Source organism: Methylobacterium sp. E-005, assembly GCF_022829725.1.
In the GTDB taxonomy this organism is placed as follows: domain Bacteria; phylum Pseudomonadota; class Alphaproteobacteria; order Rhizobiales; family Beijerinckiaceae; genus Methylobacterium.
In genome coordinates this window covers 47,767-60,585 of the sequence record NZ_JAKSYG010000231.1, presented here as the reverse complement: position 1 = coordinate 60,585, position 12,819 = coordinate 47,767, and the positions used below count along the sequence as shown (strand labels likewise).

Here is a 12,819-nt window from a genome sequence, read left to right as displayed (position 1 = left end):
ACCCCGATCCAAAGCCCTCAGGCGACCCGGTCGATCGCCGCGCCGAGGATGTCCACGATCTCGCCGATCTGGCCGCGCTCGATGATCAGCGGCGGCGACAGCGCGATGATGTCGCCGGTCACCCGGGTGAGCAGACCGCGCTCGAAGCAATCCACGAACACGTCGTAGGCGCGCTTGCCCGGCGCGTCCGGACGCGGCGCCAGCTCGATGCCGGCCACCAGCCCGATGCTGCGGATGTCGATGACGCCCTTGCGCCCGCGCAGGTCGTGCATCGCCGCCGCCCAGTCGTCCGCGATATCGGCGACGCGGGTGAGCAGCCCCTCATCCCGGTAGATGTCCAGCGTCGCGAGGCCGGCCGCACAGGCGATCGGGTGGCCGGAATAGGTATAGCCGTGGAACAGCTCGATCCCGTCCGGACCCTGCATCAGCGCGTCGTGGACCGCGCGGCTGGCGAAGACCGCGCCCATCGGCACCGTGCCGTTGGTCAGGCCCTTGGCGCTGGTCACGAGGTCGGGGACGACGCCGAAATAGTCGGTGGCGAAGGGCGCGCCGAGGCGGCCGAACCCGGAGATGACCTCGTCGAAGATCAGCAGGATGCCGTGCTTCGTGCAGATCTCGCGCAGGCGCTCCAGGTAGCCCTTCGGCGGGATCAGCACGCCGGTCGAGCCCGCCACCGGCTCGACGATGCAGGCCGCGATGGTCTCCGCCCCATGGAGCGCCACCAGCCGCTCCAGATCCTCGGCGAGTTCCGCCCCGTGCTCGGGCTGGCCCTTCACGAAGGCGTTGCGAGCCGGGTCGTGGGTGTGGCGCAGGTGGTCGGTGCCATTGAGGGTCGGGAAGACCCGCCGGTTCGACACGATGCCGCCGACCGACAGGCCGCCGAAGCCGACGCCGTGATAGCCGCGCTCGCGGCCGATCAGCCGGGTCCGCGTGCCCTGACCGATCGCCCGCTGGTAGGCCAGCGCGATCTTGAGGGCGGTGTCGACCGATTCCGAGCCGGAATTGGTGAAGAACACCCGGTCGAGGCGCTTGTCCGGGCCGCCCGGGGCGATCTCGGCGAGGCGCTCGGCGAACTCGAACGCGATGGGGTGGCCCATCTGGAAGGTCGGCGCGAAGTCGAGGGTGGCGAGCTGGCGCTCCACCGCCGCCGCGATGCCCCGGCGCCCGTGGCCGGCATTGACGCACCAGAGCCCAGCCGAGCCGTCGAGAATCGTGCGGCCGTCATCGGCGGTGTAGTGCATGCCCTCGGCCGAGACGAGCAGGCGCGGCGCCGCCTTGAACTGGCGGTTGGCCGTGAACGGCATCCAGAAGGCGTCCATCGCGGGCGTGTTGCGGAGCGGATGGTCGGTCATGGGCGGTTCTCCGGGGCAGGGGGCGCGGATCGGGCGGCGGGACCAGGGGACACCTTCGCCGATCGGGCAACAAGTCCTTTTCTGATCGCCGCCAAGCCCTTGCAGGATCGGGGCCGCGGGTGGCACCGTTGCGGGATCCGCAACACCTGAAACGGGCCTTCAGCCGGATGAGCATCGATGTCGGCGCCCGCCTGCGCTTCGTGCGCGCCCGCCACGGCCTGTCGCAGCGGACGCTCGCCAAACGCGCCGGGGTGACGAATTCCGCGATCTCGCTGATCGAGGCCAACCGGGTGAACCCCTCGGTGGGCGCCCTGAAGCGGATCCTCGACGGGGTGCCGATCGGTATGGCCGAGTTCTTCGCCCTGGAGCCGGAGCCGGAGCGCAAGGCGTTCTTCGCCGCCGAGGAACTCACCGAGATCGGCCGCCGGGCCGCCAAGGGGGCGATCTCGTACCGGCAGGTCGGCGACAGCCTGTTCGGGCGCAAGCTCCAGATCCTGAAGGAGCGCTACGAACCGGGCGCCGATACCGGCCGGGTGCCGCTCTCCCACGAGGGGGAGGAGGGCGGCATCGTGCTCTCCGGCCGCCTGGAGGTGACGGTGGATGCCGAGCGCCGCATCCTCGGCCCCGGCGACGCCTACAGCTTCGACAGCCGCCGGCCGCACCGGTTCCGCTGCGTCGGGCCCAATCCCTGCGAGGTGGTGAGCGCCTGCACACCGCCGAGTTTTTGACAGGGCGCGTCGGACTATCCAATCCCCCCCCCCTCATCCTGAGGGGCCGGAGCGCAGCGAAGGCCTCGAAGGAGCCTTCCAGATGGCCTTGCGATTTCTGGAGCCCTCCTTCGAGGCCCGCTTCGCGGGCGCCTCGGGATGAGGGGGTTAGATGGGAGGCGCGGGCGCCCAGCAGATGTGTAGCCCCCTGGAAAACCGCATCGCGCAGTCCCGCATCTCACTGAAACACCCGCCCTGTCGCACGCAGGCGTTGCGGTCACCCGCCTGACGGGCGCATGCAGGGTGGCATCTGAATTCATAATACCGCGCGAGGATCGATGGCCGTCACGACCGCAAGCCCGGCCGCCAAGCCCGGACAGAGCCAGTCCGCCCGGGCGGCGCTGGCGGCCTTCGTGGGCACCACGATCGAGTGGTACGACTTCTTCATCTACGGCACCGCGGCGGCCCTGGTGTTCGGGCCGCTCTTCTTCACGGCGGAATCCCCCTACATCGCGACGCTCTCGGCCTTCGGCACCTTCGCGGTCGGCTTCCTGGCCCGGCCGCTCGGCGGCCTGATCTTCGGGCATCTCGGCGACCGGTTCGGGCGCAAGCGGGCCCTCGTGGCGACGCTGGTGATGATGGGCATCGCCACCTCGGGGATCGGCCTGCTGCCGACCTACGCGTCGGTCGGCCTCTGGGCGCCGGTGATGCTGGTCGTCCTGCGGCTGATCCAGGGGCTCGCGGTCGGCGGTGAGTGGGGCGGCGCGGTGCTGATGGCTGCCGAGCACGCGCCGGCCGGGCGCAACACCTTCTTCGCCTCCTTCGCGCAGCTCGGCAGCCCCGCCGGGCAGATCCTGTCGCTCCTGGCCTTCCGGCTGGCCGGCCTCCTCGACAAGGAGAGTTTTCTGAGCTGGGGCTGGCGGGTGCCGTTCCTGGTGAGCATCCTGCTGCTCGCCGTGGGCCTCGCGATCCGCCTCGGCGTCGCGGAATCGCCGGCCTTCGAGAAGACCCGGGCCGCGGGCGGTCCGCCGGCGGCCCCCGTGCGCGAGGTGCTGACGACGTACCTCAAGCCGGTCCTGCTGGCGGCCGGGGCCAATACCTTCGCGATCGCCTCGGTCTACCTGTTCAACACGTTCATGATCGCGTTCACCACGCAGTATCTCGGCATCGCGCGGGCCACGATCCTCGACGCCCTGCTGATCGGCGCCGTCGTGCAGCTGGTGATGACCCCCGTGGGCGCCCGGATCGCGGAGCTGATCCGCAACGAGCGGCTGTTCCTGCAGGGCACGCTGGTCTGGGCGATGCTGGCGCCCTATCCGCTGTTCTGGCTGGTCGAGACCAAGTCGGTGCCGCTGATCGTGCTGGGCCTCGCCCTCAACGTGATCGGCAGCGCAACCTTCTACGCGGTGATCGCCGGCTACCTCGCGGGCGCCTTCCCGGCCCGGGTGCGCTACTCGGCGATCTCGATCGCCTACCAGTTCTGCGGCGCCCTCGCCGGCGGCCTGACGCCGATCGTCGGAACGGTGCTGGCCGAGCGGTTCCAGGGCCATTGGTGGCCGATCGCCGTGTTCGGCACGGTGCTGGCGGGCGTGTCCCTCGTCTGCGTGACGCTGATCGGCGGCTACCGGGCACGCCAGCGCGGTTTTCTGGACGGGTGAGGGCGGATCGCTCGAAAGCCGCGGATCGCCGTAACGCCGGATTCAGGTGGGTGACCTAACCTCGGGGCATGGATCCCGTCTCCGTCGCAGCCGCCGTCCAGATGCTGGGCGCGGCCCAGAACCAGCAGATCGGCGTCGCCATCGCCCGGCAGCAGCTCGCGGCCGACAAGGCCGTGGCCGGTCTGGTGGCGGAGGGCGCCCAGAACGCGGCGAGTGCCGGACCGCCGGCGCCCCCCGGCCAGGGCCTGAGCGTCGACCTGCGGGTTTGAGCGCCTGTCTGACGGGCGAGCACAGTGTTTTCCGCAGTGCGGACCGGCATAGTCCTGGTTTCGAAAGGGCGAGCCCTTTCGCGGGTCCAGGGCGGAGCCCTGGTGCCGGACGTTGTCCCGCGTCGGGCTGCTCCTGAGACGGTCAGGGCTTCGCCCTGACGACCCGCCAAAGGGCAAAGCCCTTTGGAAACCCCGGATCTGGCGGGTCAGACGGGATCAGCGCTTGCGCACGAACTCCGTGCGCAGGACCAAGCCCTTGATGGTGTCATGGCGGCAATCGATCTCCTCGGGATCGTCCGTCAGGCGGATCGACCGGATCACCGTGCCCTGCTTCAGGGTCTGGTTCGCACCCTTGACCTTGAGGTCCTTGATCAGCGTCACCGAATCGCCGTCGGCGAGCAGGTTGCCCGACGCGTCGCGGACCTCGGCCCGGGCCGGCGGCGCGGAGGCCTGACCGGGCGGGAGCCACTCGCCGGTCGCCTCATCGTACACGTAAGTCTCGTCGTCGCCGGTCAAATCCCAAACCCCCGGTTCGGATCGGGCCGGGTCCGTCAGGATCTCTCGGGCCCGCATCCGCGCATCCCGCCACACCGAACCGGCAACCGATTCGGCGAGGGACGGCCGAGCTTAACCGATCGGGCCAGCCCCGCGCGAGGGCGGCGGGGCCGGGGAGAGTATTGCGGACCGGGCCTTACCGCTTGAGCGGCCCGGCCTCGATCACGTCCTCGACGGTCCGCAGCCCGGCGCGGGGGGAATTGACCAGGCAGGCCATGTTGCCCGGCGGGTGCTGGTTCTTCCACATCTTGGTGTGGGCCTGGGGGATCTTGTCCCAGGGGAAGACCTCGCTCATGCACGGGTCGATCCGCCGGTCGAGCACGAACTGGTTGGCCGAGGATGCCTGCTTGAGGTGGGCGAAGTGCGAGCCCTGGATCCGCTTCTGCCGCATCCAGACGTAGCGGGCGTCGAAGGTGATGTTGAAGCCGGTCGTGCCGGCGCAGAACACCACCATGCCGCCACGCTTCACCACCAGGGCCGAGACCGGGAAGGTCGCCTCGCCGGGATGCTCGAACACGATGTCGACATCCTGCTTGCCGGTGATGTCCCAGATCGCCTTGCCGAATTTTCGGGCTTCCTTGGTCCAGGCGTGGAACTCCGGCGAGTTCACCTTGGGGAGCTGGCCCCAGCAGTCGAAGTCCTTGCGGTTGATGACGCCCTTGGCGCCGAGGCTCATCACGTAGTCGCGCTTCGACTCGTCCGAGATCACCGCGATCGCGTTGGCGCCCGAGGCCGCACAGAGCTGGACGCCGAACACGCCGAGACCGCCCGAGGCACCCCAGATCAGCACGTTCTGGCCCGGCCGGACCGTGTGCGGGGCGTGGCCGAACAGCATGCGATAGGCGGTGGCCAGCGTCAGCGTGTAGCAGGCCGCCTCCTCCCAGGTGAGGTGCTTCGGCCGGTGCATCAGCTGGCGCGACTGCACCCGGCAGAACTGCGCGAAGGAGCCGTCCCCGGTCTCGTAGCCCCAGATCCGCTGCGTCGGCGAGAACATCGGGTCGCCACCGTTGCACTCCTCGTCGTCGCCGTCGTCCTGGTTGCAGTGGACGATGACCTCGTCGCCGACCTTCCAGCGCTTCACCTTGGCGCCAACCTTCCAGACGATGCCGGAGGCGTCGGAGCCCGCGATGTGGTACTCGCCCTTGTGGACGTCGAAGGGTGAGATCGGCTCGCCGAGGCCGGCCCAGACGCCGTTGTAGTTGACGCCGGCGGCCATGACGTAGACCAGCACCTCGTCGTCGCCGATCTCCCAGACCGGCAGCACCTCGAGCTGGTGGGACTGCTCCGGGGGCCCGTGGCGCTCGCGCCGGATCGCCCAGGCATACATCTTGGCCGGCACGTGACCGAGCGGCGGGATCTCACCCATCTCGTAGAGATCCTTGACCTCACCGGTCGTCGGACTGACCGCAGCGCTCGCCGCCATCTCGCTCTCCTCTCGTCCCGCGTGTTGCTCACGGCCGCGGTTCTCCCTCGCGCTATAGCGGCGATGCGAAAGGCGTCCAAGTGGGTCGAAAGTCCAAACCCAGAGGTTTTCGACGTAAAGAAGCCGCCGGCACAGGGGCAGCGCTCACGTATTCAAATTCGGCTTTCGGGGAGACCAAGTATTATTCCGGGCGCCGGGAACTGGCACCGGCCCCGAGACCTTGCGCGGCGTTCAGGCTGCGATTCAGGTGGACTTTATACCAGAGATCGCGCCGAACCCCGTCGGTCTTGTTGGCAGGCGCCTTCAAATCCCGCTGTTCCAGCGCACAAGTTTTTTAAAGCCCTGCGTCCCCGTGCAGGGGCCTCTTGCACTTCGGTCGCGGATGACGCGTGGCCAAGCCTTCGCTACGGTGCCGGCAAGGCTGCGCCGCGCGCGCGGATACAAAGATCACATGGAGGCCAGGATGGGCGCGAGCGCCGCGGAGACCCGGAGCGACAAGTCTAGCCGCGACAAACCCTGGATCATCCGCACCTATGCGGGGCATTCCACCGCGGCGGAGTCGAACAAGCTCTATCGCGGCAACCTCGCCAAGGGCCAGACCGGCCTGTCGGTGGCCTTCGACCTGCCGACCCAGACCGGCTACGACCCGGACCACGAGCTGTCGCGCGGCGAGGTCGGCAAGGTCGGCGTCTCGATCGCGCATCTCGGCGACATGCGGACCCTGTTCCAGGACATCCCGCTCGCCCAGATGAACACCTCGATGACGATCAACGCCACGGCCCCGTGGCTGCTGGCGCTCTATCTGGCGGTGGCCGAGGAGCAGGGCGCGCCGATCGCCGCCCTCCAGGGCACGACCCAGAACGACATCATCAAGGAATACCTGTCGCGCGGCACCTACGTGTTCCCGCCCGCGCCCAGCTTACGGCTCACCAAGGACGTGATCCTGTTCACGACCAAGAACGTGCCGAAGTGGAACCCGATGAATGTCTGCTCCTACCACCTGCAGGAGGCGGGGGCGACGCCGGTCCAGGAGCTGTCCTACGCGCTGGCCATCGCGATCGCGGTGCTCGACACGGTGCGCGACGATCCCGAATTCGACGCGGAGAGCTTCTCCGACGTGTTCGGCCGGATCTCGTTCTTCGTGAACGCCGGCCTGCGGTTCGTCACCGAGATCTGCAAGATGCGGGCGTTCTCGGAGCTCTGGGACGAGATCGCCCAGGAGCGCTACGGCATCGACGATCCGAAGAAGCGGATTTTTCGCTACGGCGTGCAGGTGAACTCCCTGGGGCTCACCGAGCAGCAGCCCGAGAACAACGTCCACCGCATCCTGATCGAGATGCTGGCGGTGACGCTCTCGAAGCGCGCCCGCGCCCGCGCCGTGCAGCTGCCGGCCTGGAACGAGGCGCTGGGCCTGCCACGGCCCTGGGACCAGCAATGGTCGATGCGGATGCAGCAGATCCTGGCCTTCGAGACCGACCTTCTCGAATACGACGACATCTTCGACGGCAGCCACGTGATCGAGGCCAAGGTCGAGGCGCTGAAGGCGCAGACCCGGGCCGAGCTGGAGCGGATCGGCGGCATCGGCGGCGCGGTCGCGGCGGTCGAGACCGGGGCACTCAAGCGCGCGCTGGTGGAGTCGAACGCCCGGCGCATCTCGGCCATCGAGGCCGGCGAGCAGATCGTGGTCGGCGTCAACAAGTGGCAGCAGGGCGAGCCCTCGCCGCTCACCGCCGGGGAGGGGGCGATCTTCTCCGTCTCCGAGACGGTGGAGATGGAAGCGCAGGGCCGCATCCGCGAGTGGCGCGGCCGCCGCGACGCACGGGCCGTGGAGCAGGCCCTCGACGCCCTGGAGCAGGCCGCACGCTCGGGCGCCAACATCATGCCGCCCTCGATCGAGGCGGCCAAGGCCGGGGTCACCACCGGCGAGTGGGGCGCGCGCCTGCGGGCTGTGTTCGGCGAGTACCGGGCGCCCACGGGCGTCACCCTCGAGACGGTCTCGTCCGGGGCCGCCGAGGAGGCCAAGCTCCTGATCGCCGATCTCGGCGAGCGGCTCGGCGAGACGCCCAAGCTCGTGGTCGGCAAGCCGGGCCTCGACGGCCATTCCAACGGCGCCGAGCAGATCGCCTTGCGCGCCCGGGACGTCGGCTTCGACGTGACCTATGACGGCATCCGCCAGACGCCAGCCGAGATCGTCGCCAAGGCCAAGGAGACCGGCGCCCACGTGGTCGGCCTGTCGATCCTGTCGGGGAGCCACGTGCCGCTGGTGCGCGAGGTCCGGGCCAAGATGCGGGAGGCGGGGCTCGACCACATCCCGGTGGTGGTCGGCGGCATCATCTCGCCCGAGGACGAGCTCGTCCTCAAGAACATGGGCGTGCGCGCCGTCTACACGCCGAAGGACTACGCCATCGACCAGATCATGATCGGGCTGGCCAAGGTGGTGGAGCGGAATCTTGCGTCGGCCGAGGCGCCGCCGAAGCGCGACGCCGTGTACTGAGCGGGGTCCACAGGAGCGGCCGCCGGTTCCGCGGCGAGGAGCCTGTAGCCGGACAGGGATCCGAAGCATCGTCCCGGGACCCGGAACCGGGGCGATTGCCCAGGCGCGGCCCCTCGGGATGAGGCGGAAATCCGGACGGGGACGGCTGTCGCCCCTGTTGCAAGATGTCGATCAATGCCGCGATCCGACCCCAGGTAGATAATACTGCGGCACCGAAGCTCCCGACAATCGTCCGCCGCACCGACGACCGCGAGTGTCACATTTGAGGAGCGAGAAAACTCGTAGCGTCGCCGGACGGCTTCCAGGGACCGGGGATTCGCGATGGCGCTGCTCAAGTTCGTCAGCCTGCGGTGGCGTCTGTTGCTGGGCGCCGGCGCGCTGGGTGTCGGCGCGCTCGCCGCCGTGACGCTGTCCGGCTCGGCGTTCATGACGGCCGCCGGCGAGCGATCCGCCGACGGTCAGGTCCGCGCGCTCTTGGCCGAATACACCCAGACCGTGTCGCGCGAGATCGGCCAGGCGGTCGACGTCTCGGCGACCGTGGCGCAGGGCCTGTCGGGGCTGATCGCGGCCGGCAAGCCGATCGACCGCGACGGGATTCGCGGAGTCATGGGCAGCGTGATTCGCGCCAACCCGGACTTCGTCGGCCTGTCGGTGGGCATGGAGCCCGACGCGCTCGACGGCCGGGATGCCGAAGCCGGGCGCTTTGCCGTCTACGCATTCTCGCGGGGCGAGCAGGAGCCCGGGTTCGAGCCGCTTCCCCTGACGAAGGAAGCGGGTGCCGAACGCTGGTACGACACGCCGCTCCGCGAGAACAGGCGGGTCCTCGTCGATCCCTACGATTACGTCGTCGACGGCAAGACGGTGCTGATGACCACCGCGGTCGGGGTGATCAGGAACCGTGCGGGCACGGCGATCGGCATGGCCGGGATCGACATGTCGCTCGCCGCCGCCAAGGCGTTCTGTGCCAGCCTGTCGCCCTTCGGCGTGGGGCGGGTCATGATCGCCGCCAAGGGCGTCTGGGTGTCCCATCCGGACCCTGCGCGCCTCGGCAAGCCCGTGACCGAGCCCGCCTTCGTGGATCTCCTGGGGAGGGTCGAGCGCGGGGGCGGGGACGGGGCCGAGGTCCGGATCGGCCCCGGGCCTGAGGGGGACGCCGAGTTCGTGGCCGCGGCACCGATCGCGTTCCCGGGCGTGACCGAGCGCTGGTCCATGATCATGACGGTGCCGCGCGCTGTCGCGCTGAGGGGCGCAACGGAGGCGCGGAACGCGATGACCCTCGTCGGTGCTGCCATCCTCCTGGGACTCCTCGGCTTGGTCTGGCTCGGCTCGCGCGCCTTCGTGCATCCGACCATCGTGATGACCCGGTACATGCGCGATCTCGCCGAGGGTGCGGTCGGAGCGACAGTTCCCTACCTCACGCGTCGGGACGAGATCGGCGCCATGGCCCAGGCCGTCGATGTCTTCCGCCAGAACGCGATCGTCCGGTCCGAGCTCGAGGCGGCCCAGCGCGCCGAACACGAGGCGCGGCGGGAGCGCGTCGAGCGGATCGACGCCCTGGTGGCGGCCTTCCAGCGCGCCGTCACCGGGTCGCTGGATGTGGTCACGGCGGCGGCGTCCACCCTCGACGGCACGGCGCGCACGATGGGCCGCCTCGCCGACATGACCCGCAGCCGAGCCGCCTCGGCACAGAGTGCCGCCGGAGAGACGGCGGTCAACGTGCAGTCCGTGGCCGCGGCCGCGGAAGAGATGGTCGGCTCCCTCGCGGAGGTCGAGCGCCAGGTCGACCAATCCAGCTCGGTGGCGGCCGATGCCGCGCGCGAAGCCGAAGCCAGCAGCCGCATCATGGAGAATCTGCGCTCCGCCACCGATCAGATCGGCGCCGCCGCGACCACGATCGCGTCGATCGCTTCCCAGACCAACCTCCTGGCGCTGAACGCCACGATCGAAGCCTCCCGCGCCGGCGCGGCGGGCCGGGGCTTCGCCGTGGTCGCCACCGAGATCAAAGCCCTGGCCGATCAGACACGCCGCGCCACGGAGGAGGTCGACCAGCAGATCGCCGGCATCCGGTCGGCGACGGAGGAAACCACGGCGGCGCTGCAGGCGATAAACCGCATCGTGACCTTCATGTCGACGATCAGCGGCACCATCGTCGAGGCGGTGCGGGCCCAGACCGGCGCGACCGGCGACATCTCCCGCAACGCGGGCGAGGCGGCCCAGGGTACGCTGACGGTGACGGATCACGCCGCCGACGTGCTCACCGTCTCGACCGAGGCTAATGCGGCGGCGGATCAGGTGCTCGCGGCGGCGAAGAACCTCGCCGCACAGTCGCAGATTGTCAATCGGGAGGTCGACGCGTTCCTGCGCGACATCCGGGCCGCGTGACGCGGCGGGCCCGCCCCGCAATCGCGGCCTGCCGGACCCGGGCTGCGCCGGACATCGATGAACAGAGAAATTTTTACTTCCCGACAATGACGGAGGCTCGTCGGACGTCGTCGCCAAAATCTGCGACTTGCCCTATCTGCGATCGTTGATTTTTATCATCGCATCCAATGAAACATGATCTTGGAAGACGTGGGGAAACACAGAGTCCACGCCCCGTTAAAGCTGTGTTATGCGACGATAGATCTATGCAATAAAATTCGAATTTCTACCCTGAATAGAGACACCGACGCCATGCGCTCCAGCATCACGATCGCGACCAAGCTCGGCCTCAGCTTGGCCGCCCTGGTCCTCCTCATCGTTGCCACCTACGTCCTGGCGCTGGCGGAATTGCGCAGCGTCAACACCACCGCGGCGGGGATGCGGGACGTCCGCCTGCCGGCGACGGATACGCTGGGGCGGATCGGCATCCTCGTGATGCAATTGCGGGTCAATGGCGGCCGTCTGATCACGGCCGACACGGATGAACTCCGGACCGCCGTGAAGGCCAAGATCGCCAAGCGTGGGCAGCAACTCGCCGAGAACTATGCCCGCCTCGAAGCCCTGCCGCTCACCCAGCCCGAGCGCGACAGCTTCGCCAGCCTGCGCCGGCACATGGCGACCTACGATGGGGAGCAGGCCCGCGCCATGGCGATGGTTACAGCGGGAGACGGTCCCGGGGGGCTGCACCACTTCAACGCGACGATGTCGGACCGGATCAACGACGTCCTGACGGATTGGGACCGCCTGGTGGAGCTGAACGCCGCCGGTAGCAAGGCGAGCGGCGTCGAACTCGAGGAGAGCTATGAGCGGGCCAACCTGTCGATGCTGTCGCTGGCCGCCATCGCCCTCGTGGTCGCGTCCGGCGCCACCGTGCTCGTCATGCGCGGCGTCAGCCGGCCCCTCAAGGCCATCACGCGGGCGACGCAGCGTCTGGCCGGCGGCGATACCGAGGGCGCGATTCCCGAGCAGCAACGCGGCGACGAGATCGGCCAGCTGGCCGGCGCCGTCGTAATTTTTCGCGATAGCCTGATCCGGACCCGCACCCTCGAGGCGGCCTCGGCCCAGGCCCAGATCGACAGCGAGCGCCGCGCGACGACGGCGGCGATGGCCGACGCCTTCGAGCAGACGGTCGGCACGATCGTCGGCGGCGTCTCCACCTCCGCCGCCGGACTGGAGGCGACGGCCCGGTCCCTGACGGCGAGCGCGGCGAAATCCTCCGGGCAGTGGAGTTCGGCCGCCTCCGCGGCGCATGAGGCGGCTGCCAACGTGAGCACCGTGGCGGCGGCGGCCGAGGAACTGGGCTCCTCCGTCGAGGAGATCGGCCGGCAGGTCAGCGGCTCGGCGCAGCTCGCCCGGACGGCCGTGACCGAGGCCACCGAGACGGTGGCGCTGGTGCAGGATCTCAGCGCAGCGGCCGCGACGGTGAGCGACGTCGTGGCGCTGATCTCCGGAATCGCGGCGCAGACCAACCTGCTGGCCCTCAACGCCACGATCGAGGCCGCCCGCGCGGGCGCTGCCGGCCGCGGCTTCGCGGTGGTGGCCTCGGAGGTCAAGGCGCTCGCCGAGCAGACCGCCAAGGCGACCGAGGAGATCACGGGCCAGATCGGCCGGATTCAAAGCTCGACGGGACGCGCCACGGAGGCGATCGACGGGATCGGCCGGCGCATCCGCGAGATCGACGGCGTGGCGACGAGCATCGCGGCGGCGGTGGAGCAGCAGGGGGCCGCGACCCAGGAGATCGTCCGCAACGTCGCGCAGGCGGCAGCCGGCACCGGCGCCGTCACGGGTACGATCGCGGACCTCGCTCAGGCCGCCGAGGAGACCGGCACGGCAGCCGCCCAGGCATTGGAGGCCGCTGCCGCGATGTCGCGCCAATCGAAGCATCTCACGGTCGAGGTCGGCCGATTCCTGGCGACGGTGCGGGCGGCGTAAGGCGCCGC

The 12,819-nt window shown here is 69.5% G+C and carries 9 protein-coding genes; 6 read left to right on the top strand and 3 right to left on the bottom strand.

Going from position 1 to position 12,819, the window contains the following annotated elements; all coding sequences use genetic code 11:
* Positions 1-17 precede the first annotated feature (17 nt).
* Entirely contained in the window at positions 18-1,352 is a 1,335-nt protein-coding gene (locus MKK88_RS28275) for an aspartate aminotransferase family protein (RefSeq protein ID WP_244005764.1), read from the bottom strand.
* Positions 1,353-1,519: 167 nt separating this feature from the next.
* Here MKK88_RS28275 and MKK88_RS28270 point away from each other — a divergent pair, with 167 nt between their 5' ends.
* The 3 genes from MKK88_RS28270 (at position 1,520) to MKK88_RS28260 (ending at position 3,986) form a co-directional block, all read left to right on the top strand.
* Positions 1,520-2,080 (top strand): cupin domain-containing protein, encoded by a 561-nt coding sequence (locus MKK88_RS28270; protein ID WP_012318079.1) that lies wholly within the window; start codon positions 1,520-1,522, stop codon positions 2,078-2,080.
* Between the two features lie 317 nt (positions 2,081-2,397).
* Complete coding sequence (locus MKK88_RS28265) at positions 2,398-3,717, top strand: MFS transporter (protein ID WP_244005762.1); 1,320 nt, start codon at positions 2,398-2,400, stop codon at positions 3,715-3,717.
* Positions 3,718-3,785: 68 nt separating this feature from the next.
* The gene (locus MKK88_RS28260) at positions 3,786-3,986 is read left to right on the top strand and encodes a hypothetical protein (RefSeq protein ID WP_244005760.1); all 201 of its coding nucleotides are present in this window, start codon (positions 3,786-3,788) and stop codon (positions 3,984-3,986) included.
* A 216-nt stretch (positions 3,987-4,202) separates the two neighbouring features.
* Here the strand turns inward: MKK88_RS28260 and MKK88_RS28255 are convergent, their stop codons facing one another.
* On the bottom strand, positions 4,203-4,502 hold the full coding sequence (locus tag MKK88_RS28255) for an alkylphosphonate utilization protein (protein WP_244005831.1): 300 nt from the start codon (positions 4,500-4,502) through the stop codon (positions 4,203-4,205).
* A gap of 175 nt (positions 4,503-4,677) precedes the next feature.
* A complete protein-coding gene (ccrA, locus tag MKK88_RS28250) occupies positions 4,678-5,964 on the bottom strand; it encodes a crotonyl-CoA carboxylase/reductase (RefSeq protein WP_244005758.1) in 1,287 nt (428 codons plus the stop codon).
* A 463-nt stretch (positions 5,965-6,427) separates the two neighbouring features.
* Between ccrA and MKK88_RS28245 the strand changes: the two genes are divergently transcribed.
* From MKK88_RS28245 to MKK88_RS28235, 3 genes are all read left to right on the top strand, one after another.
* Entirely contained in the window at positions 6,428-8,458 is a 2,031-nt protein-coding gene (locus MKK88_RS28245) for a protein meaA (RefSeq protein ID WP_409566722.1), read from the top strand.
* A gap of 321 nt (positions 8,459-8,779) precedes the next feature.
* Positions 8,780-10,840 carry a methyl-accepting chemotaxis protein gene (locus tag MKK88_RS28240; protein WP_244005755.1) on the top strand — a complete coding sequence of 687 codons (2,061 nt, stop codon included), beginning with the start codon at positions 8,780-8,782 and terminating at the stop codon, positions 10,838-10,840.
* A gap of 291 nt (positions 10,841-11,131) precedes the next feature.
* Positions 11,132-12,811, top strand: a complete 1,680-nt coding sequence (locus MKK88_RS28235) for a methyl-accepting chemotaxis protein (protein ID WP_244005753.1) — start codon at positions 11,132-11,134, stop codon at positions 12,809-12,811.
* The last annotated feature ends 8 nt before the right edge of the window (positions 12,812-12,819 follow it).